This window comes from Gimesia sp., from assembly GCF_040219335.1.
Classification (GTDB): Bacteria; Planctomycetota; Planctomycetia; order Planctomycetales; family Planctomycetaceae; genus Gimesia.
Window position 1 is genome coordinate 202258 of sequence record NZ_JAVJSQ010000020.1, and the last position, 21459, is coordinate 223716.

At 53.7% G+C, this 21459-nt stretch carries 19 protein-coding genes; 4 read left to right on the forward strand and 15 right to left on the reverse strand.

The genetic code is table 11. The features are described from left to right. From moaA to RID21_RS18175, 6 genes are all read right to left on the reverse strand, one after another. Window positions 1-1002, reverse strand: coding sequence for a GTP 3',8-cyclase MoaA (gene moaA, locus RID21_RS18150; protein WP_350191241.1), 1002 nt, complete (start codon window positions 1000-1002; stop codon window positions 1-3). A gap of 103 nt (window positions 1003-1105) precedes the next feature. After that, on the reverse strand, window positions 1106-1537 hold the full coding sequence (locus RID21_RS18155) for a molybdenum cofactor biosynthesis protein MoaE (RefSeq protein ID WP_350191243.1): 432 nt from the start codon (window positions 1535-1537) through the stop codon (window positions 1106-1108). Between the two features lie 38 nt (window positions 1538-1575). Further along, window positions 1576-1830, reverse strand: a complete 255-nt coding sequence (locus RID21_RS18160; protein ID WP_350191245.1) for a MoaD/ThiS family protein — start codon at window positions 1828-1830, stop codon at window positions 1576-1578. Further along, complete coding sequence (locus tag RID21_RS18165; RefSeq protein ID WP_350191247.1) at window positions 1827-4805, reverse strand: anaerobic glycerol-3-phosphate dehydrogenase subunit C; 2979 nt, start codon at window positions 4803-4805, stop codon at window positions 1827-1829. The genes RID21_RS18160 and RID21_RS18165 overlap by 4 nt, the downstream gene beginning before the upstream one ends. Window positions 4806-5063: 258 nt before the next feature. After that, window positions 5064-6092 (reverse strand): alpha/beta hydrolase family protein, encoded by a 1029-nt coding sequence (locus RID21_RS18170; protein ID WP_155365219.1) that lies wholly within the window; start codon window positions 6090-6092, stop codon window positions 5064-5066. Between the two features lie 39 nt (window positions 6093-6131). Beyond that, window positions 6132-6623 (reverse strand): hypothetical protein, encoded by a 492-nt coding sequence (locus tag RID21_RS18175; RefSeq protein ID WP_350191249.1) that lies wholly within the window; start codon window positions 6621-6623, stop codon window positions 6132-6134. 107 nt (window positions 6624-6730) lie between these two features. Here RID21_RS18175 and mazG point away from each other — a divergent pair, with 107 nt between their 5' ends. Beyond that, a complete protein-coding gene (gene mazG, locus RID21_RS18180; RefSeq protein WP_350191251.1) occupies window positions 6731-7669 on the forward strand; it encodes a nucleoside triphosphate pyrophosphohydrolase in 939 nt (312 codons plus the stop codon). Between the two features lie 6 nt (window positions 7670-7675). On the opposite strand, the gene RID21_RS18185 is transcribed toward mazG, so the two are convergent. The 4 genes from RID21_RS18185 to RID21_RS18200 all read right to left on the reverse strand — a co-directional run bounded on the left by RID21_RS18185 (window position 7676) and on the right by RID21_RS18200 (window position 11689). Next, on the reverse strand, window positions 7676-8632 hold the full coding sequence (locus RID21_RS18185) for an ornithine cyclodeaminase family protein (protein ID WP_350191253.1): 957 nt from the start codon (window positions 8630-8632) through the stop codon (window positions 7676-7678). A gap of 91 nt (window positions 8633-8723) precedes the next feature. Next, window positions 8724-9680, reverse strand: a complete 957-nt coding sequence (locus tag RID21_RS18190) for a GNAT family N-acetyltransferase (protein ID WP_350191255.1) — start codon at window positions 9678-9680, stop codon at window positions 8724-8726. 101 nt (window positions 9681-9781) lie between these two features. Next, on the reverse strand, window positions 9782-10735 hold the full coding sequence (locus tag RID21_RS18195) for a transketolase family protein (RefSeq protein ID WP_350191257.1): 954 nt from the start codon (window positions 10733-10735) through the stop codon (window positions 9782-9784). 111 nt (window positions 10736-10846) lie between these two features. Next, window positions 10847-11689 carry a transketolase gene (locus tag RID21_RS18200; protein ID WP_145191859.1) on the reverse strand — a complete coding sequence of 281 codons (843 nt, stop codon included), beginning with the start codon at window positions 11687-11689 and terminating at the stop codon, window positions 10847-10849. A 460-nt stretch (window positions 11690-12149) separates the two neighbouring features. On the opposite strand from RID21_RS18200, the gene RID21_RS18205 reads away from it, so the two are divergent. Then, on the forward strand, window positions 12150-12572 hold the full coding sequence (locus RID21_RS18205) for an anti-sigma factor (protein WP_145191862.1): 423 nt from the start codon (window positions 12150-12152) through the stop codon (window positions 12570-12572). Window positions 12573-12586: 14 nt separating this feature from the next. Here RID21_RS18205 and RID21_RS18210 read toward each other — a convergent pair whose 3' ends face one another. Together RID21_RS18210 and RID21_RS18215 are read right to left on the reverse strand one after the other, a co-directional pair. After that, the gene (locus RID21_RS18210; protein ID WP_350191259.1) at window positions 12587-14182 is read right to left on the reverse strand and encodes a sulfatase family protein; all 1596 of its coding nucleotides are present in this window, start codon (window positions 14180-14182) and stop codon (window positions 12587-12589) included. A gap of 127 nt (window positions 14183-14309) precedes the next feature. Continuing rightward, the gene (locus RID21_RS18215; protein ID WP_350191261.1) at window positions 14310-15017 is read right to left on the reverse strand and encodes an LON peptidase substrate-binding domain-containing protein; all 708 of its coding nucleotides are present in this window, start codon (window positions 15015-15017) and stop codon (window positions 14310-14312) included. Window positions 15018-15149: 132 nt separating this feature from the next. Between RID21_RS18215 and nth the strand changes: the two genes are divergently transcribed. Both nth and dcd read left to right on the forward strand, forming a co-directional pair. Further along, window positions 15150-15851: an endonuclease III gene (nth, locus tag RID21_RS18220; protein WP_350191263.1), complete on the forward strand. Its 702-nt coding sequence runs from the start codon at window positions 15150-15152 to the stop codon at window positions 15849-15851. Between the two features lie 129 nt (window positions 15852-15980). Then, on the forward strand, window positions 15981-16553 hold the full coding sequence (dcd, locus tag RID21_RS18225; protein ID WP_155365211.1) for a dCTP deaminase: 573 nt from the start codon (window positions 15981-15983) through the stop codon (window positions 16551-16553). A gap of 81 nt (window positions 16554-16634) precedes the next feature. Here dcd and RID21_RS18230 read toward each other — a convergent pair whose 3' ends face one another. The 3 genes from RID21_RS18230 to RID21_RS18240 form a co-directional block, all read right to left on the reverse strand. Then, the gene (locus RID21_RS18230) at window positions 16635-17657 is read right to left on the reverse strand and encodes a 2-oxoacid:ferredoxin oxidoreductase subunit beta (protein ID WP_350191265.1); all 1023 of its coding nucleotides are present in this window, start codon (window positions 17655-17657) and stop codon (window positions 16635-16637) included. Between the two features lie 68 nt (window positions 17658-17725). Further along, complete coding sequence (locus RID21_RS18235) at window positions 17726-19597, reverse strand: 2-oxoacid:acceptor oxidoreductase subunit alpha (RefSeq protein ID WP_350191267.1); 1872 nt, start codon at window positions 19595-19597, stop codon at window positions 17726-17728. 752 nt (window positions 19598-20349) lie between these two features. Further along, window positions 20350-21435: a class I SAM-dependent methyltransferase gene (locus RID21_RS18240; RefSeq protein ID WP_350191269.1), complete on the reverse strand. Its 1086-nt coding sequence runs from the start codon at window positions 21433-21435 to the stop codon at window positions 20350-20352. Window positions 21436-21459: the final 24 nt, after the last annotated feature.

A 21459-nucleotide genomic window follows, 5' to 3' on the forward strand; every position in this document is an offset into this window, starting at 1 on the left:
TCAGCCTCCGATGGAATACATGGGACGATCGGGCTGAATGAAACGGGCGGTATTGATTTCGTGCCCCTCTTTTTTGGCAGCGATGCTCTTTTTCACGGCGTCGATGACTTCCGCATCGGGTGCGTCTGTACGGAATAGTTTGCGGATATCGGTCTCATCCAGGCTGAAAAGGCAGTTTCTTAACTTGCCGTCCGCAGTCAGGCGAAACCGGTTGCAACTCATGCAGAAGGGGTTACTGATCGAGGCAATAAAACCAATTCGCCCGACTCCGTCTTCAAACACGAAGTCTGATGCGGGGGCACTTTTGTCGGTCTGCTCGACAGGTACCAGCGGCATGATCCCCTGCGTGAGGATTTCGCGGATTTCCTGTGCGAACAGAACCTTCTCGCGTTCCCATTTGTTGTCGGCATCGAGGGGCATGAATTCGATAAAGCGGATTTCCGCCCCGGTTTCCCGGGCCAGCTGCCCAAAGGGAACTATCTCGTCTTCGGTCAGATTGCGAATTGAGACGGCATTGATTTTTACGGGATCAAATCCAGCCGCGTGAGCAGCACGAATTCCTTCCCGTACTTTCTCGTAATCGTCTCGGCGGGTGATCTCCTGGAATTTCTGTGCGTTTAATGCGTCCAGACTGATATTAATTCGTCTGAGTCCGGCATCGAACAGAGCTTGCGCGTATTGAGGCAACAGAATTCCGTTCGTGGTAATCCCGATATCCTGAATTCCGGAAATCTCGGCGATCATCTTGACCAGTTCAGGAATGTTTTTGCGAACCAGGGGCTCTCCCCCGGTGAGGCGGATTTTATTGACTCCGAGCGGGGCCACCAGTCGCACGAATCGTACAATCTCTTCAAAGGAGAGGATCTTGCTGCGGTGGACGAACTGGACATCTTCCGAAGGCATGCAGTAAAAGCAGCGGATATTACAGCGATCGGTGACGCTGATTCTCAGGTTATTATGCGCCCGTCCGAATGAATCGATGAGCTGATTCTGCAGTTCCATCAATGCCTCTCGCGTTTGACGTCGGTTAAACGCTGACGTGGTTATTAAAGTCCAATGATTTGTCTATCTACTATTATAGCCGCGATCTGCGGTTCCACAGGGATTATTCTGCCGTGACCCCCGGATGTTCCCATTCCGTGGTCCCGTCGGCCCAGTTCTCTTTTTTCCAGATGGGAACGATTTCTTTCAGACGATCAATCAGGAACCGGCCGGCTTCGAACGCTTCATTGCGATGTGCCGAGCTGACGGCGATCGCCACGCTGATTTCTCCCAGCGTCAGATGTCCGACACGGTGTTCAATGCCGATTAAATGCACATCCCATTTCGCACGGGCTTCGTCAATCAACTGCTGCATCGTTTTATACGCCATCTCCGGGTACGCTTCGTAGTCGAGCGCGACGGTCTGCTTGCCCTGGGTCATTTCCCGGACCGTCCCCATGAACAGCACCACGGCACCACAGGCATTCGAACGAACCTGTTCGGTCAGGGCAGTGTAGTCAATCGGTTCTTCTACAATCGCAATCGAGTCGGGCATGATGCTCCCAGTTTTAATGGTTTTCTTACTCGGACGAGTCAGCCACCGCTTACCGGCGGGAAACAGGCAATTTCCTGTTCCGCGGTGAGTGGCTGTTCTTCGCCTGCATAAGCATTGTCGATGGCGATAAACAGTTGACCGCTCAAGGACTGCAGTTCAGGATACTGTTCTGCAATCGCAGTTCGCAACCCGGCCACCGTCATGTTGTCAACGGCTTTGATGCTGATGGTATCACTGCCTGCCAGTTCCCGGGCACGGGCAAATAATCGGACCTGAATGGAGGAGGCTGTCATGATACGACCAGTTTTTTCTTCTGCGGCTGCAAAGACCGTTCGAGTTCTGGCATGAGCCCATAAGAAAGCGCCAGTAGCTTGATCGGATGAATGGTGGGAATCGCAGATTCCTGCTCCATCTGCATTTTACAGCTGCTGCACTCCGTCGCACCCGCGTGAACATTCGTTATTTTCATATGATCGATCAACTCCTGACCGATCTGCTTGGAAGTCTCAAAGGTTTCCCGGGCCAGACCGTAAGTACCTGCCATACCCGAGCAACCTTTTTCAATTGTATTCACCTGCAGCTCAGGAATCAAAGCGAGAAGCTCTTTCAAAGCGGACCGTGACGATAAAGCCTTGATATGACAGGGGGTATGATAATCCAGCTCCATCGCCAGCCGTCCGAAATCGGTCCTCAAACGACCTGATTCACGCCGCTCCCACAGATATTCTCCCGCTTCCAGTACCTGGCTCGCGATTACCTCACTGTCTTCTCCGGGTACCAGCATGGGATATTCCTGCTTGAGACAGATAGCGGCTGCCGGCTCGGTACAGACGATGCGATGCCCTTCGCGGGCGAATTCACTCAGGATCTGAATGTTTTCCCTGGCCAGACCACGGGCCGCGATCAGATCTCCTGCCGACACCATCGCCATGCCTGAAGCAAGCTGCAGGGGTGGAATGTAGACCGGAATCTGGTTATGTTGCAGAATGGCCAACAGGGCATGCGCGAGTTCTGGATCATGGTAGTTGGCGTAGTAATCGACGAAAAAGATCACCAGGTCGGGATCGCTTCCCGGCCGAGGGCGTTTTGTCAGTTTACGGGGGACCGACCGCAGAAACGATCTGCGGGAAAACAGAGGCAACTTTCGGTGCCGATGAATGCCCATCATCTTTTCCATGACCCAGCGGGCCGTCGAATTGTTGATCGCCCAGTTGGCGGCCATAGAAAGAGTACTGCCCAGTGCACCGAAGGAATGGGCACGGGAAAGAATCCAGTCTGTGTGGTCGAGCCCATTCGCAGAAACGTAAGCCGCCTTGGCTTCGATGGCCATCTGCGGAATATTCACCGAGGAAGGACAGTCGAGCACGCACTGCTTACAGTTCACGCAGGTATCCGCGAGTCGCTTGGTATCCTGGGAGGAGAGCTCATTGGGATGAATGGCTCCCGAGAGCAGACCGCGAAACAGGTTGGCTTTGGCACGGGGTGAAGCCTCTTCGACTGGTTCGATGCGGAATACGGGACACATGCGGGAACCGTCATCCTGACGACGACAGGAACCACAGCCGTTACAGCGACTGGCCTCGTTCTGCAGTTCCTGGGGCGTCCAGTTCAACTGCAGGTCGATCAGCTCGGGAAATTTTTCGGGAACTGGACGCAGGTTGCGAATCGTCACGTGCGGATCATCATTGATGATCTTGCCGGGATTGAGCAGGTTACTGGGATCGAAGATGTCTTTGACTTCACGGAAGACACGATAGAGATCGCCGTACTGGGAACGGAGGAACGCCGTGCGTGCCAGGCCGTCGCCGTGCTCTCCACTGATGGTTCCGTTAACGGAAAAGACCGTCTGGTAGAGGTCGCGGGCAATGCTTTCCAGAATAGGTGCATTCTGCTCGGTCAGAGCAGGCAGAAAGGGCCTCAGGTGAATCTGCCCCGAGGCGGCGTGCGCGTAAAACGTAGCCGTCACCTCGTGGCGTTGAAAGACTTTCTGCGCTTTCTGTGAGAACTCGTTGAGCCGTTCCGGAGGCACCGCGATATCTTCGACAAAGGGCTGCGGTCGGGACTCCCCCGGGAGACGACTGAGTGAAGGCACTACCTTTTGAGGCAGCGACCAGAGAAAATCGACCTCGTCCGGCTGATGGGTTTCCATCGCCACCACCACGCGGGAGTTAATGTTTTTTACAGCCAGCGTTACGTTGTGCAGACGCTGCTGAACCTGGGCATCACTGAAGCCAACCTGCTCTACGAGCAGTGCTGCTTCGGCTGCAGGTGAAATCAGTGAAGCGAAGCGGGGATCAGCGTCCCGCGCCAGCGATAACAGGCGACGGTCAAGCAGGTCACACGCCGAGGGTTGCTCGTGGATGATGGTCTGCACTGCTTTGATCGCAGAGGAGAGATCCCCGAACAAAAGCAGCGCCACGCCTCGATGAGCGGGTAAAGGAGATACGTGCAGAATCGCCGAGGTGAATAGCCCGAGTGTTCCTTCGGATCCCACCATCATCCGCGCCAGGTTGAGGTGCTCCCGGGATTTAATCCCTTTGAGAAAGTAGCCGCTGCAGTTGGGAATTCCGGTACGCTGCTTCTCCTGAATGAGCTGAGCATTATCGGTGAGCAGCTTCGACATTTTACTCAGAATCGTTCGTCGGGTCTGTTCGCCGCGGACTTCGGGGGACGGTTCACTGAGCAGAGAAGTACTCGAACCGGCGACAGGCTGATTGAGAATCGACAGACTTTCGTTCCCCACATCAAAACAGGTTCCGTCTGCCAGCACGACTTCAATGCGATTGACATGATCGCGGGTCGATCCGACGCGAATTGCACGGGAGCCGGCAGCATCGATGGCCAGCATGCTGCCGACTGTCGTGACTTCTGTATTTGAGGGATCCGGAGGGAAATAGAGACCCAGCGGCTTGAGATAGCGATTGAGACGCGCATGTACCACGCCGGGCTGGACCAGAATCAGATTGTCATTGAGTAGTTCAAATCCGGTCATAAACCGCGAGCAGTCAATTACAATTCCGGTGCCGATCGCATCTCCGACCAGGCCCGTTCCTGCACCACGGGGGATGATGGGGATATGCATCTCCGAGGCATACCGGGCGATGGCGATCATATCCTCGCGATCACGGGGATAGGCGACACAGAGGGGAGGCATCTGATAGAGGCTGGCATCGCTCGAGTAAATCGACAACGACACCGGATCGCATCGCACATCACCTGCAATCAGGCTGGAGAGATCTTCTGCGATTCGTTGCTGTTGACGGTCCAAAGTAACTGACTCTCAGGTTGAAATAATTCGCAAGCAGGTTTGAGGCTTGGGACAGCCTGTATTGTACGCGAAGGCGGGTCAGGGTTTGAATAGTCAATTGCCCCAAACGATCCGACCTAAGCGAATTCGAAGACTGCTGCGCAAGAACCCGCAGAACAGGCTTATTCCGCAAGCTCTCTGCAGAACCCCCTGAAGCAGCAGATTAACCAGGCACGCGTCAACAGCCCCAGTGAAGCGTGTACACGTCCTTCCGATCTCTCAGTCTGACCCTTTTCCAAAGCTGGAAGTATCACGAGACTGCTGCGACAGCCAGGCGCAGGCTGGTTCCGGTAATCCTTCATGCCCCCCTTCAAAAATGGTGACGCGGGCCTGCCCCGACTTGCGACGGAGATGAATATCGCGGCCGTAAGTTTCGTCAGGGGTCTCATCGGCAGACTGAGGCGTTGTGAGTTTCCCCTGATCCCACAATTGATGCATTTCTGCATCAGTAATTAGGGGGCTGTTATTCTTTTTCGCCAACTGATTGTAGGCCTTCAGTGTATGCATGAAGGGCACGGAACCGGTCTGGCCATCAGTGACACCGGCGTTGAGATCCAGCGGTACTTCACTGGCATTCGCAATCCAGTACAAAGGGGAGCGGTCACGATACTGGGCATCTACCTCTTGACTGGTTCCCGGTTTGGCAGTCAGCGACTTGAGAATCATCTGGGCGTACCGCTGGGGTTTACCATCTTTGACGTGGAAGCGATACCAGTCTGCGAGATCACTGATGCCGACCCAGGCTGAGGCGGCAGAGAAACGATCCGGATGATGACCAACCATGAGCATTGTCATGTGTCCGCCCCCCGAAGAACCCGCCAGGTAGATTCGCGACTGATCGACATCATAGTGTTGAATGACATAGTCGATCGCATCGAGAATGTCCTGTCGAGCCAGTCGAGAACCACAGGCTTCCGGCTGCTGATTGACGCCCCGGAAATTGGGATGCAGGTAAATCCATCCGCGTTGTTGTGCCTCTTTAAGCCACTTGGCGTTGTTCTGCTTATAATTGCCACTCCAGGAATGCAGGAAGACAAACAATGGTGTGGGACTGGATTTGGCAGACTTCGGCGCCCAGATGAGAGATGGCTGCATGCTCTGATCCAGCGTGCTTTTGACTTCAATCTTTGTGAGAACCGGATTGTCCGCCGGCTGTGCTTCAGGCAACTTTTCTGCAGCGGTCGATGTATGACTGCCAGACAAACCCCAGGCCAGCATCAGGGCGACGGAACATAATTTTCGGAACATCAATCGGAACTCCTCAGTTAGCTGAATCAAAGGCTGCTGTTACTTGTCGTTTTCAGAATCGGTTTTCTCTTTGGCGTACTCAATTTTACCCCAGAGGCTTCCGCCTACTTTGCCGTGCTGCCAGGTCCCCGCATAACGACCATCGTAGAACATGACCCGGGAAGTGAATGCGTTACCGAGACCGGGGATCGAAATATTCGTCAGTGAGATCACCGGAGTGTCGCCGGCCCAGTAGACATTCAATGGGATCGGGACATTGACATCGTTGTCACCGTACTTGATACGGGCTGTCAAGACCCACTGGTCACCCTGCAGTTTTTTGGCTGAGGCGATTTCATAGCGTTCCTCGCGGAGTGGATTTCCGTTCTCTCTGCCATCGACTGTAAAATGTCCCACCAGCGTGGCACCGGACATTTCTTTTTCGAATTTCTTTTCCAGTTCCGCCTGCTGAGTGGAATCGTCGGCGAACGCGGTACTCAGAGACAACATCATTACACAGACTGCCAGTGAACTTTTCTTGAGAAAACTCATGATTTATGCCTCATCGATTGGTTGTGAATTTTCAGGAACAAGCGAATTCGCTACGATACATTCATCCTACACGATCCGAGCCTTCAGGTGAATCATACGGTAGCACAATGACAGATTCTGTCCCCCCAGCCCGATACGAGAACACTCAGGGTAGCTCTGCTCCCCTGCCGGGTACTCCTCCCGATTATAGCATTCTAACCCCCGCCTTTGAAAAGCTTTGCGACGTGATTGCCCGACTGCGATCGCCGGAAGGCTGTCCCTGGGACCGGGCACAGACGCTGGAAACGATCAAACCCTATACCCTGGAGGAGACTTACGAACTGCTGGAAGCCATCGACTCGGGTAATGATCAGCATATCATCGAAGAACTCGGGGATCTGCTGCTGCAGATTGTTCTCGACTCGCAGATCGCGGCGGACGAGGGTCGGTTTGATTTAACCCACGTGGTTGATGGTTTGACCCGTAAGATGATTGAACGTCATCCGCATGTGTTCGGTGACGTGAGTGCGGAAACGCCGGATGAAGTCCGCAAAAACTGGGATCAGATCAAAGACCAGGAAAAACAGCGACACTCGATCTTTGATGGCCTGCCCGAGGCACTGCCGGCATTGGCTCGTGCATCGCGGGTCGCGGAGAAAGCGGCCAAGGTGGGTTATGATTTTCCTCACCGCGACATGCTGTTTGATAAGCTGCGGGAAGAAATCCAGGAACTGGCAGACGAACTGTTTCCTGATGGACGACTGCCTGAAACACCAGCCACCGTGGAAGCGGAAGTCATTGCGGACCAGGAACTGGACGATCCGGAGCTGCAGGCCCGGGTGGAAGGCGAACTGGGAGACATCCTGTTTGTGGTCGCGAACATTGCCCGTCGCTGGAAGATCAACCCGGAAGAAGCCCTGCGAAAGAGTAACCGCAAGTTTCAGGCGCGGGTCCAGAAAATCGAACAGGCCCTGGAAGCGGAAGGCCGCTCGATCCAGGAAGCGACATTGCAGGAGATGGAAGCTATCTACCAGGCAGTCAAACAGCAGGAACGTGCACAGCGCTGAAGCAATTTAGAACGGCAGATCGACGCCGAGCCCTTCTTGCAGTGCATACTCATAAACCTGAACGCCCATCGCGACATCTTCGGCTGCGATGCCCACCGACTTAAACAGAGTCACCTGATCATCGGTAGCCCGGCCGGTTTCGCGTTCGGCGACGATCTCTGAGAGATTGTGCATCAGCCGCCAATCCGTGATTCCTTCGTCGACCGGCTGCATGAAGTCGCCGGCTTCGATCTTACACTGTTCGATGTCATCACAGACAATCACATCGGCCCGTTTAATCGTGGTGCGATCAATCTCGCGGCGGCTGCGATGATTCGATCCGATGACATTCAAATGCGTCCCTTCATCCAGAACCCGTCCATCGAAGAGGGGGGCTTTGGCGGTGGTGGCGCAAATCACAATGTCTTTTTCGGCTGCCGTCTCGTCGGGGGAATGACAGGCACTGACTTCGACATCGCAGAGTTCGGTCATTTCTTCAGCGAAGCGGCTGCAGTTTTCGTAATTGCGCGAATAGACCTGCACGAACTCAATCTTGCGGGTCATACAGATGGCCTGTAATTGAGTGCGTGCCTGCAGACCGGAACCAAACAGGCCGACAACCTTGGAATCCGGGCGAGCCATGAATTCGGTAGCGACAGCACTGGCTGCGCCGGTGCGCAGCTGGCCGAGGAAATCGGCTTCGATCAAGGCCCGCATCTCACCCGATTCCTGATCGTAGATCGCCACATGAAAGCGGGCTGACTCTTTGGTGGTAGTGTATGCTTTCCAGCCGACATAGTTCAGATATTCATTGGCAGCAGACATGGTATGCAGCATGACGCCTGGTGCCCGCACCCGTTGTCGAGGGGCATTCATCACTCGCCCGCTTGCGATTTCTTTGAAAACCTTGTGCGTGATGAGAATGGATTTCTCCATGTCCATCAGGGAACGGACATCGTCTTCGGAGATATAGAGAGCCGCCATCTACGGTTACCTTTCCATGGACATTTCGGAAATCAGCAGAACCAGCGTGCCTGTCGAGAGTTATACAAACAACGCGACAGTCAGTTACACGCTAACGAGAAACGCGCTGATATACAATACCAGTATCCACCTGATAATAGCCCACCGCTTCTGCGACGTGCCAGGCAACCGCGTTTGTTTCGGCGACGTGCAGTTCGAGCTTGGTGATCAGCTCGTCCTGTAGACGACGGCCGATTTCCAGCAGGAGCGACTGACCGTAGCCTTTGCCGCGTTCTGTTTCTTTCACGTAGACATCCGTGAGACCGATCACACGTTCTTCCCATTTGGGAATGTAGAGGTCCAGTCCCACGACGGTTGCCGAGGCCATGGCATCATAGCCGGACTTGGGCACGAGTTCGAAATGCAGCGTTTCAAGTCTTCCCAGACGTGTCAGCCACCACCAGTTGGGGGCCTGGTAATCATCGGAGATTTCCAGCTGCATTTTTCGGCGGAGGTTCACGAGGTGAAATTTAATCGGCGGTTTCTGACCGAGCAAATCACGCTGATAGATGCGCGTGGAGCCGATAGCTTTGTAGCCCAGACTCTCAATGAAAGGAGCAGCCAAAGGATCAGAGAGCAGAAACCCAGAAGGGCGTGTCCCACCATACAGGCCGACCAGATAGGGTGAGAGCAGTCCGGAGGGACCGGCGGTGATCTGTGTAGCGCCTTTGGCGAGCAGGTATTCTTCAGCTCGACGGACCAGTTCGCGACCTATACCCCGACGACGGAATTCCGGATGTACGATAACGGCACAGATGACGCCTTCAGAGAAATTGAGGGCCGAGAGTTCCTGGTTCGGACCGAAGCCAGCCAGCACGAAACCGACGACTGCACCATCTTCCACAGCGACGATCAACCCTTCCGGGTCAAAGTAGGGCTGAGAAAAGATGAGAACTTCAAATGCATCGTTGGTGAGACATTCTGCGGCACCTCTCCCTAATCCTGCAGAATGCCAGAGTTTCAGCAGCTGCGGCGGGTCAGTGTTGTGGAAGGCGCGAAACTCAGTCACAAAGTTCTCTCACAGAATGTGAATGGGTCGTATGAATCAATTTATCAGGAACAATTATCGACAAAGCCCCCCTGAAAAATCAGGAGGGCTTGCCATTCTGCTTATTTCACTTTTTTGACAGCTTCAACGATCGCTTCAGCAGTCAGACCGTACTTGTGGAGCAGTCCCTGAGGATCGCCACTTTCAGCGAAGCAGTCGCCGACGTTAACGAATGCCATGGGGACCGGGTCGATCTGTGAGACAGCCATGGCGACAGCAGATCCCAGTCCGCCGTGTGCCAGGTGTTCTTCAGCGACCACAATCCGACCTGTTTCACGGGCTGCCTTGGCAATCGCGTCTGTGTCCAGCGGCTTGATGGTGTGCATGTCGATGACGCGAGCGCTGACACCTTCTTCAGCCAGTTTGGTGGCAGCGTCCATCGCACCGGCGACCATCAGGCCGTTAGCGATGATAGTGACATCGTCACCTTCACGAACGGTGTTAGCCTTACCGATTTCAAAGCTGTCACCATCTTTGTAGATTTCAGAAACGTTGGGACGTCCCAGACGCAGGTAGACAGGACCTTCGTGCTCCAGCATGGCTTTGGTTGCTGCTTTGGTGGAGAAGGCATCAGCAGTTACCATCACGACAACGCCGGGCAGGCTGCAGGCCAGGGAGACGTCTTCGATACCCATCTGTGAAGGACCATCTTCACCGATAGAAATCCCGGCGTGAGTACCAACCATTTTGACGTTCATGCCTGGGAAAGCGATCGACATTCTGATCTGGTCATAAGCGTTGCACATCAGGAATGCGGCAAAGCTGGCGACGACGGGGATGTGACCGGTTGAGGCCAGACCACCGGCCACGCTGACCATGTTGCTTTCTGCGATCCCAACGTTGAAGGCACGTTCGGGGTATGCCTTGGCGAAGACTTCGGTACGAGTCGAGTTTCCTACGTCACCATCAACGGTAACGACAGTTGAAAACTGGTCACCCAGATCTTTCAATGCATCGCCAAACGCATCGCGGGTGGCCTGTCCGATTTTCAATCCGCTAAGTTCACCTAAATACATAATGCTTTATCTCTTTTGTCTGTGTTTTGCCTGTAGATATTGTTTGATTCGAACTGCCGGCAACCTGACGCCGCCCGGATGTTTACCGAGCGGTCAGGAACAGCAGGGGTACTAACTGAGCAAGGCCAATGCTTTTTCTGCCAGTTCGGGAGAAAGCGGCTTGCCGTGGTAGTTGGTATCGCCAGCTTCTTCGAGTACCGGCAGGATGCCATACCCTTTTTTGGTCTGCGAAATAATGGCTTTGGGCCGGTCGGTGACTTTAGCGGCTGCTTCCAGTGCTTCGACTACCGTTTCCTGGCAGTTACCGTTGATGGTCTGGGTATGCCAGCCGAAGGCGGCGATCTTGTCTTCGAAAGATCCCATATCCAGAACGTCTTTCGTGGCACCGGTCTGCTGGTAACCGTTCTGATCGATAATCGCGGTCAGATTACCGAGCTTGTATTTCTCGGCGGCTGCGAGTGCTTCCCAGACCTGGCCTTCACCCATTTCGCCATCGCCGATGACGACGAAGACGTTGGCACCGTTTTTATTCAGACGAGCGCCGAGGGCCTGACCGATCCCCAGTGAGAGTCCCTGCCCCAGTGAGCCGGTGGAGGCTTCAATCCCGGGCAGACGCTTCATGTTGGGGTGACCTTCGAAGGGGCTGCCCAGTTTACGGAGCGTCATGACATCATCAGTGGAGAAGTAACCGGCTTCCGCCATCGCGGCGTACAGCACGGGAACTGCGTGACCTTTACTCAGAATGAAGCGATCGCGGGCTTCCCAGGTGGGGTTCTGTGGATCGTATTTCATGAACCCGCCAAACCAGAGTGCGTTCACCACTTCGACGGCAGACAGACTGCTGCTGGGGTGTCCACTGCCAGCTTCGGTCGTCATTTTGATGATCAGACGGCGAAGGACTTTTCCTTTTTCCTTCAATTCTTCCATTGATAAGGCATTTGCTTGAGCAGCCACTGTATTTCCTTCAATTCTTCTAAACGAACCATAAATCATCACGCGCCCGACTCTGAATCCAGTTCCCCTCTGCGATAATGGAACCTGCTGTCTTCTGAGGACCGAAAGAAGGGTGTTACCTGATCTGACAATCAGAGAATGGAGCTGTGACAGCATTCAGGCGCCACCAGGCGCAACTTAAGCGCGTCAATTTTCTTCCGGTATGCTAACGAGCAAGCCTTCCAGCCACAACCATTTGAGCTGCAGAAACCCGTTTGTGCACTGGAAAAGCCAGTCGACGACCTACTTTTTCTGTAAAATACCTGCTTCGCCTCAGGCAGCTTTCTTCAGAAATTAACGGTTTGCCCTTTCTGGTCAAAATCACAACTGTTTATCCGACTAGTCTTTAAAGCGAGAATCCATTCGTCCATAATGAAGTGGTGGTAAAGAAATCTCCCGTACTCTTCCCGTGGGATGCAGCATGACTGAAAGCAGCTTCACCGATCAGGAATTACTGTCGTATCTGGATGAAAGTCTGTCGACAGACCTGATGTCGCAAATCGAGGCGGCGCTCCGTCAATCTGATCGTTTACGGGTCCGGCTGGCGGAACTTGCGCGACAGCGCGACGAAGGAGTGCATTCTGTCGGCGAGATCTGGAGACGGAACCGTTTGAGCTGCCCGACCCGGAGTCAATTAGGGGGCTATCTGCTGGAGACCCTGCCGGCGGAATTCCAGAGTTTCGTTGAATTCCATCTGCAACAGACCGGTTGTCGCTACTGCAATGCGAACCTGGAAGATCTGAAAGCGGGCCTCTCGAATCTGTCTGCCGACTCCCAGCGCCGGCGCGAGAAGTACTTTCAGTCCTCGGCCGGCTACTTCAGTTCCCAACAGGATGACGAATAAATCCGCGTCCCACTTCAGTCGAGCGGAGCAGCTTCAAAGTCCGTCTTGTTAACCCAGCCCGCTTTGAGCGGTTCTCCCCTCATATAGCGTTCGTAGAAATTCCGCGTGCGGAGATCGGAATACTGATAAGCTTCGAAGACGCCCCCCTTGCCTGTCATCCGAGGATCCTGTTGCGCTTTGAGTTCCGCTTCCAACTGCTGTTTCAGGGCCTGTTTGACTTTCTGATATTCCGGCGCTTCTGCCAGGTTCGTCATACACTCCTGATCATCGTCGATCGCAAACAGTTCTTCGGACGGTCGTTTCCCGAACGCAAGTTCCCAGAACTGCTGCTGACTGCCGTCGCGTCGAAGATCAAGGATGACTGACTTCGTCGGGCTGCCATCACAATTCAGGTAACCGGTCTCTGGATTGCCGGCGGGCCAGCGTCCTGTTTCGTAATTGTGCAGGTAAAGCATCCCCCCTTTGACGATACCACGGATCGGATATCCCTGATCGTGAGGGCGACCGATGTCGTGGCGTTCTTTGCCGATGAGGACATGATCGCGGGCGGGATTGACCTGCCCCGATTTTGTTGACTGAAAAATATCGGTCAGGCTGTGGGCGGTTGCGGGCTGCATCCCGGTCTGATTCCATTTGAGTCCTGCGACTTCGATGAACGTGGGCGCGAAATCGATGAAGCTGACATAATCTTTGATGACGCGCCCGGGGGCTTTAATGCCATTTGGCCACATGATGGCCAAGGGGAGATGGTTGGAGAGTTCGTATTCCTGTCCCTTGATCCTGGGGAAAGGCATTCCGTTATCCGCTGTCACCACGACCAGGGTATTGTCCAGTTCGCCCCGCTCTTCCAGCAGTTTCAACATGCGTCCCAAGTGCTGATCGAAGTGTTCGATTTCATACGCATAGTCGAGCATGTCGTTGCGAATGACTTCGTTATCGGGCCAGTAAGCGGGAACGCGATCGATGTCCGTGATTTTCTTGCCGGCGTTTTTCGCCCCCGAGCCGTATTCATAACGTCGATGCGGTTCAAAGCCGCCGTACCAGAAGCACCAGGATTTCTGGTCGGGGCAGGTCTTGAGAAATTCACCGAAGTTCCCGGCATAGTCGATGGATGAAATGCCGTTAGCGGGAGGTTTGAGTTTCTGTCTGTTAAACGCGGGACCGGCCAGGTTTCGCCGTTTGCCTTGTGCATCGACGGCTACACCAGGTGCCCAGCCTTTCGCTGTTTTCCCGACGACATAACCGTGCTCTGCCAGGGCTTCGACATAGGTTTTGAATTCCGGCGGAAAGAACGCCATATGATTGCCGGCCTCTTTGAGCTGCCAGGAATTGCGTCCGGTCAGGATACAGGCACGGGAGGGTGCACACTTCGCATTCGGCGTATACGCGTTCGTAAAGAGCAGACCTTCGCGAGCCACCCGGTCGAAGGCGGGCGTTTTGACCCAGTCACAACCGTATGCCCCCATGTGCGGATAAGAGGCATCATCGGCGATACAGAACAGAATATTGGGGCGACTGTTTTCGGCAGCGTGCGAATGGTCAGTCATGAACCCAGCGAGCAGCAGACAGATACAGATCACCTGCCAGAAATTTGTGAAGCGCAAATTCATCGAAATCGATTCCCGGAGAAGAGACTGGGGATAAAATCAAACAGTAGACTTTATCTTAAGTCAGTGTGTCAGCAGTCACAAGCAATTTTGCTTATCCGGGAAGGCATCGCAGGAACGGAAGAGCACTTCAGTTCAGGCTGAATCCGTTGGAAGGGATCGCGGCGGCGGGATCGCGCTGTTGCTGGCGATGGATGCTCTTCAGAAAACTCAGAAGCAGATCGCTCCGCTGATCGACATCCTGTTCTGCCAGGATCAGTTGCTGCAGTGGAGATTCGAGCGGCAGCGAACCAGCGAGTGTATCACAGAGAATCCCCAACTCGACATCGCGATGAAGTTGATGGAAGTATGTGGGTTCAGAAACGTGATCGGTAAAGATCTGCGAGTAATGTTCGATCAGTTCCAGTTGACGATGTTCCCGGTGAATCACCGGTTCCTCGGGATAGTAATCGGGTTTGAGATCCAACAGTGCGGTGCGATAAGGCGTATCCGTATTGAGCAGTGTCACGGAACGGGCCCGACAATGTCCCTGAACCAGCAGCGAATAGTGCCCCGATTCCAACTGAGATGGTGCAATGATCGAAGCCAGACAAACGGGACGAATGTCTGTTCCGGGAGAGAGAATTGATCCAGTGCGGGAACAGACCTGCTGCAGATCGATGGCGAGCAGAGATCCGGAAGCGAGAACATCTGAGATGAGCTGGCAATCGAGGGGCGCAGTGATTCTCAATAACTGCAGCGAGTGGGGCAGTAGAACCGTGTTCTCCAGACTCAAAACCGGTACAATACCTGCGCTGGCTTCCAGCCGCTGCTCAATCATTTCCGAATCAGATACCATCTGCTAATTCCTGTCGATTCATTGAAAAAGAATCCGGGGTCTCCCATACTGAGACCAGTTCACATACTCGCCGGTGAAAACCTGCGATGTCACTCAGAGTAGCACTCCAGTTTGGGAAATGTCATTCAGAATATGGCCAAAAAAACGAAACCCGTTGAGTCAGGTTCCAGTTATGCCGACTCACTTGATGATAAAAAGAAACATGCCCGCAAAATCGCACGCGGACTGGCCCGCCTGTTCCCTGAACCCGAGTGTGCCCTGATTCACGATTCACCGTTTCAACTGCTGGTTGCCACGATCCTCTCAGCGCAGTGCACCGACGAACGCGTGAATGCAACGACGCCGACCTTGTTCAAAAAATATCCCACTGCAGCGAAACTCGCTGCCGGCAAGCAGGCTGATGTGGAAAAGATCGTTTACCCGCTCGGCTTTTTCCGCGCGAAAGCGACGAACATCCGCAAGATGGCCCAGGCTTTGATGGAAGATCACGAGGGGGAAGTTCCGAAGACGCTCAAAGAACTGGTCGCCCTGCCGGGTGTCGGCCGCAAGACCGCGAATGTGGTTCTGGGAACGGCTTTTGATATTCCCAGTGGTGTGGTCGTTGACACGCATGTGAAGCGGATCTGTAATCTTTTCGGACTGACGACCAGTAAGAACCCGGAGATCATCGAGCGGGATCTGATGGAGGTCCTGCCGAAGAAGGAATGGATCGCCTTTTCGCATCGGGTCATTTTGCACGGTCGAGCAACCTGTGTCGCCCGCAAGCCGCGCTGTCAGGAATGCGCTCTGCTGAAAATCTGTCCGCGGATTGGTTTAAACCCCCTGAACCAGTAATTGCCTTTCGGTTGACGACTTGTTCCCGATTCTGAAAACGTCCGCCTGAACTGTTGAAAGCCGGTACGCCGCGGTTTATGGTTCCAGTATGCGAAGTCTTCCTTCAACCTTCACAATAATGAGTCGCCGATGATCCTGACCGGGAAAGAAATCGAAAAACGCCTGGGAACCGATATTGTCATTGAGCCGTATAATGCAAAGTATCTGAATCCCAACAGCTATAACCTCTGTCTGCACAATGAGTTGATGGTCTACGAGGAAATCGTGCTGGACATGGCCCGTCCGAACCGGCTGGGGAAATATGTGATCCCCGAAGAGGGGATGGTTCTTTACCCCGGACAACTCTATCTGGGACGAACCGTCGAGCGGACGGAAACTCACAACCTGGCTCCCCTGCTGGAGGGCCGCTCTTCCATCGGACGACTGGGAATTTCTGTTCACGCTACCGCGGGGGTAGGTGACATCGGATTCTGCGGCTACTGGACTCTGGAAATCACCGTGGCTCAGCCGGTCCGCATTTATGCAGGCATTCCGATCTGCCAGATCATTTACCACACCGTGGAAGGCGAGATCGTCGAATACAACAGTGACAAGTACCAGAACAACAAAGGCATTCAACCCAGCCTGCTGTTCAAAGAGCTGAATCCCAACGAGAATCGCCAGATGCGACTTTCTTTCGGCGAAGAGAAAACGTCGGACTAGACGTCTGAAATAATTCACTCAAAGAAAAAGGCGTTACAGCAGAAACTGTAACGCCTTTTTTCATAGAATAATGTAAACCGGTTACACGGTCCAGGTATCCCCGGTGTTGAACAGAGCTTCCAGGTTCCCCTCTCCGTTACGTTCAGTAGCGGATTTAACCTGGTCGTAAACCGCTTCGTTGTAGGTCGGATGTTCGACACAACGGAAGACACCCATGGGTTCGGGCATTTCCGGATATCGCATGCTGGCCAGCAGGAATGCAAGATTCATGTCTTCCGATTTTTCATCGTGGAACAACAGATCGTCTTCGGTAATGCCTTTACCCAGTTCGACGACTTCGGGCTGATCGTGGCTGTTGAGCCGAATCCCTTTGTCGCGATCTTTACCGAAGATCAGCGGCTTACCGTGTTCGAGATAGATGACGTTTTCTTCCTTTTCGCCCTTCTTCGAGGCAAATGCGAAGGCACCGCTGTTGAAGACGTTACAGTCCTGGTAGACTTCAACGAAGGCGGTTCCCTTGTGGTTGGCAGCCCGTTCGAGCACGCTGCAGAGGTGCTTAATATCAACATCGACCGAGCGGGCCGCGAAAGTTGCACGAGCGCCGATGGCGACAGACAGTGGGTTCAACGGACGGTCGACCGAGCCGAACGGCGTACTTTTGGTTTTGGTACCCGTGGGGCTGGTCGGTGAGTATTGTCCTTTGGTCAGACCATAAATCTGGTTGTTGAACAGAATGACTTTGACATCCACATTCCGCCGCAAGACGTGCATGAAGTGGTTCCCGCCGATGGAGAGCGAGTCGCCATCACCGGTGATCACCCAGACCTGCAGATCGGGGTTGGCAAGTTTCACGCCTGTCGCAACTGCCGGTGCACGACCGTGGATACTGTGCATGCCGTAGGTATCCATGTAGTACGGAAACCGGCTGGAGCAGCCGATACCGGACACGAATACGAATTTTTCCTTGGGGATTCCCAGGGTGGGCAGAACTTTTTTCATCTGGGCGAGAATGGAATAGTCGCCGCAGCGCGGGCACCAGCGGATTTCCTGGTCACTGGCAAAATCTTTTGGCGAGAGGACAGGTAGCGAGGTGTCTACACTCATTTTATTATCCTTAAACGCAATCAATCGTTTCTAAAATAGTTTTTCTGTTGGTCTGTGAAAACGATGGTTTATTTGTCTTCGATCACTTCTCTGATCTTCTGCTTGACTTCGCTGATCAGGAACGGTTTCCCCTGGACCTTGTTCAAACCAACGGCATCTGCCAGATAAGTGCCGCGAATGATCATTCGCAACTGCCCGGTATTGAGTTCCGGAATCAGGACTTTCTTGTAGTTCTTGATCACGTCGCCCAGATTTTTGGGGAACGGATTCAGATACCGCAGGTGAGCGTGTGCCACCGAAAGTCCTTCTTTGATCGAATGTTTGACGGCGGTACGGACAGCACCGTAAGTTCCGCCCCAACTGATCACAAGCAGGTCGCCAGATTCCGGGCCTTCTACTTCCTGTTCTGGAATGAAGTCGGCGATGCCGGCGATTTTATTGGCTCGCAGAGTCGTCATGTACTGATGGTTCTCGGGCGAGTAATCGACGTTACCGGTGACATCCGATTTTTCCAGGCCACCCACGCGGTGTTCACAGCCGGGTGTACCAGGCACAACCCAGGGACGGGCCTTCTTTTCATCCCGCAGGTATGGCATGAACTGCTCGCCATCCTTCTGCCGGTTTTCATGTGAGACTTTGATCGGCTTGAGCGAGGACATTTCCGGAATCTGCCAGGGCTCGGCACCGTTGGCGATGTAACCGTCGCTGAGCAACATGACGGGGGTCATGAATTCCACAGCAATCCGCATCGCTTCCTGTGCCATGTGGAAGCAGTCTGCTGGAGAAGCAGGAGCGACCAGAGGCAGCGGGCAGTCGCCGTTACGTCCGAACATGCACATATAAAGGTCGGACTGCTCTGTTTTGGTCGGCAGACCGGTACTGGGTCCGCCGCGCTGGACATCGACGATGACCATCGGCAGTTCCATAATGGCGCCCAGTCCCATGCCTTCCCCCTTGAGGGCAATCCCGGGACCACTGCTGGCAGTAATCGCCAGGTCGCCGGCATAGGAGGCTCCCACCACACTGGTGATGGCGGCGATTTCGTCTTCTGCCTGGAAGGTGACCACGTTGAAGTTTTTCAGTTTGGACAGCTCATGCAGAATATCGCTGGCAGGTGTGATTGGATAACCGCCGTAAAACAGCTTCTTACCGGCCAGTGTAGCTGCGGTGACGAAACCGAAGGCGATCGCTTCATTGCCGGTTACTTTGCGATATTTACCCGGTGGCAGTTCTGCAGGATCAACACGATAGTGCACGGTCATCGCTTCGGTGGTAATCCCGAAGTTATAGCCGGCCTGCAGTGCCTTGAGGTTTGCTTCGACCAGTTCCGGTTTCTTGGCAAACTTACTCTTCACCCATTCTTCGGTCGGTGTCGCATCCCGCTGGTAGAGCCAGTAGACCAGCCCCATGGCGAAGAAGTTTTTGCAGCGTTCTGCTTCACGAGGCGAGAGTCCCAGCTCTGCGACAGCGTCACGGGTGAGGCTGGTCATCGGCACTTTCTGAACCTGGTAAGCTGCCAGTGACTCTTCATCATCGAGTGGATTACTGTCATATCCCGCTTTAGTAAGATTGCTCTTCTCGAAAGCGTCTTCGTTGACGATCAGGGTTCCACCCCGTTTGAGGTCGGCAACGTTCGTCTTGAGAGCAGCGGGGTTCATGGCAACCAGGGTGTCGACTTCATCGCCCGGCGTATAGATGTCGGAACTGGAGAAGCAGATCTGGAAACCACTCACGCCACCCAGCGTACCGGCGGGTGCGCGAATTTCTGCGGGGAAATCCGGCAATGTGCTGACATCATTACCGAAGACGGCCGACACGTTGGTAAACTGCGTGCCAGCCAGCTGCATCCCGTCTCCACTATCTCCACAAAAACGGATAACAACAGCATCCAGTTGTTCGCTGATTTTGCCGTTAGCACCAGACACGTCTGTGGTCGCCATTCTGCTTGTTACTCCCTGGCAGTCTGTTCTGTTGCCAGCTCAGACTGTTTCAGTTGAAAGAAAATTGTATTGTAAGTTTTTTGCTGCGTTTTTATTCCTGACAGCAGTCTGTCTTCTCGACAGCAGCCCGTCTTATGGATGTCCGTTCCTCTGGTCTGGCCCTGTTCTCCGATAACGCAAAAACCAGACTGCCCATCACTGAATATATGAAACCAGGGAAAACGCGATGTGGTCTCTCAGACATGACACGGGCCCGTTTGAGCATGACCCTGATGAGGAGGGAAAGACGCAGGAGTATTTCACACTTGATTTCAAAACTTGATGAATCATTCCGTCTGGTAAGCGAAATCGATTCAATCCCCGTCAGGGATTGAAGTTCGGCTTCAGACTTCCATATATTCCTCATTGACCGTTCACCATCGCTCCATCAAACGGTAAACCCAATGAAATAGAATTATTCCTTATAATCGGCATTTTTACACCAAATTCACCACAGGGAAAGCCTTGAAATAGCACATTCTTGCGTGTTTCTTGAGAATTTCCATGAGAATGTACTCAAGCGACTTCCCCTGCCGGAATTATAGTCATAACCGTTACAGATCCAAACCAAAGCGTATCTTTCTGTCCATTTTATTGGGTGAATGACATTAAGCTCAGTTAAATCAACGGATTCAGGGAATAGCCCAAAAACACGACAGCAGAAACATCTTCATTTCTGCTGTCGTAGAGGACACATCACAATCTCAAAAGGCTCAGGCTGCCTTGGTGGTCGTATAGAAATAATTCATGATGTCATGGGGCAATTCCTGTACATCCACTTTCTCAAAGCCGGCGGTCTGCAGCATTTCGCAGGCAAGCTCTTTCCCCCAGCAGGTTCCGAGCCCTGCCCCGCCCTGGGCAAGCGAAACGGTCATGCAGTGCATGGTGGAGATGGTATAGAACATGGGCCCCAGTGGATTGCTGATGTTCTGTTCCACATTGCTCGAAGCGGCGATGTCCTGCATCAGGAAGGTGCCGCCCGGTTTCAGCGAAGCATTGACCTGGCTGAGTACTACTGCTGGCTGGGCCTGATCGTGAATCACATCGAAAGCAGTAATCAGGTCAAAGGATTCCGGCTGGTCCATGCGGGCCACATCCTGCACTCGAAAGGTGACGTTCGTCAAGCCGCGTTCCGCCGCAGAGGCCTGCGCCCGGCCGATTGATTCTTCCGAGATGTCATAGCCAGAGAAGCGGCTATTCGGAAATGCGGCTGCCATTTCGATCAGTGCCATCCCGCTGCCACAACCGATATCCAGTACTTCGATACCAGTCTGCAGTTTCTCTTCCAGTCCGGGAACGAGGGGGAGAATATGCTCGAAGAGTCCGCAGACCACCGAGTTATAACTCTCCTCCGCCATCACTTCATGGAAGCGGGCAAATTCGGAATAGGGCACCCCGCCCCCTTCCCGGAAGCAGTCGACGATTTGATCTTCGACGCTCCCCAGCACCGAGAACCACTGCATCGTTGTCGCGAAATTGTTAGAGCCGGCGGCCCGTGTCAGCAGGGCCGCATGTTCTGCCGGCAGGAAGTACGTCTTCAGCACCGAGTCGTACTCCACAATGCCTCCGGTCACCATGGCTCCCAGCCATTCGCGTACATAGCGTTCATTCAGGCCTGACTGTTCGGCGATCTGACTGCTGGTGGCGTGTTCCATTTCGCTCATGATGTCAAACAGTCGAGCGCGGTGCCCGATGGAAATCATGAAAGAGAGTCCGCTGTGATTGACGATCTGCAGCAGTTTCTGCCCGAATTCGTCTGTCCGCTCGGCATCAATATTCAGGTTACAGTTATTACACATGGTCGCTCATACTCCTTTGCAGTA

Coding starts and splice junctions, on each gene's coding strand:
- moaA (WP_350191241.1), bottom strand. CDS start 1,002: ATGGAACTGCAGAATCAGCTCATCGATTCATTCGGACGGGCGCATAAT.
- RID21_RS18155 (WP_350191243.1), bottom strand. CDS start 1,537: ATGCCCGACTCGATTGCGATTGTAGAAGAACCGATTGACTACACTGCC.
- RID21_RS18160 (WP_350191245.1), bottom strand. CDS start 1,830: ATGACAGCCTCCTCCATTCAGGTCCGATTATTTGCCCGTGCCCGGGAA.
- RID21_RS18170 (WP_155365219.1), bottom strand. CDS start 6,092: ATGTTCCGAAAATTATGTTCCGTCGCCCTGATGCTGGCCTGGGGTTTG.
- RID21_RS18175 (WP_350191249.1), bottom strand. CDS start 6,623: ATGAGTTTTCTCAAGAAAAGTTCACTGGCAGTCTGTGTAATGATGTTG.
- mazG (WP_350191251.1), top strand. CDS start 6,731: ATGACAGATTCTGTCCCCCCAGCCCGATACGAGAACACTCAGGGTAGC.
- RID21_RS18185 (WP_350191253.1), bottom strand. CDS start 8,632: ATGGCGGCTCTCTATATCTCCGAAGACGATGTCCGTTCCCTGATGGAC.
- RID21_RS18195 (WP_350191257.1), bottom strand. CDS start 10,735: ATGTATTTAGGTGAACTTAGCGGATTGAAAATCGGACAGGCCACCCGC.
- RID21_RS18205 (WP_145191862.1), top strand. CDS start 12,150: ATGACTGAAAGCAGCTTCACCGATCAGGAATTACTGTCGTATCTGGAT.
- RID21_RS18210 (WP_350191259.1), bottom strand. CDS start 14,182: ATGAATTTGCGCTTCACAAATTTCTGGCAGGTGATCTGTATCTGTCTG.
- RID21_RS18215 (WP_350191261.1), bottom strand. CDS start 15,017: ATGGTATCTGATTCGGAAATGATTGAGCAGCGGCTGGAAGCCAGCGCA.
- nth (WP_350191263.1), top strand. CDS start 15,150: ATGGCCAAAAAAACGAAACCCGTTGAGTCAGGTTCCAGTTATGCCGAC.
- dcd (WP_155365211.1), top strand. CDS start 15,981: ATGATCCTGACCGGGAAAGAAATCGAAAAACGCCTGGGAACCGATATT.
- RID21_RS18230 (WP_350191265.1), bottom strand. CDS start 17,657: ATGAGTGTAGACACCTCGCTACCTGTCCTCTCGCCAAAAGATTTTGCC.
- RID21_RS18235 (WP_350191267.1), bottom strand. CDS start 19,597: ATGGCGACCACAGACGTGTCTGGTGCTAACGGCAAAATCAGCGAACAA.
- RID21_RS18240 (WP_350191269.1), bottom strand. CDS start 21,435: ATGTGTAATAACTGTAACCTGAATATTGATGCCGAGCGGACAGACGAA.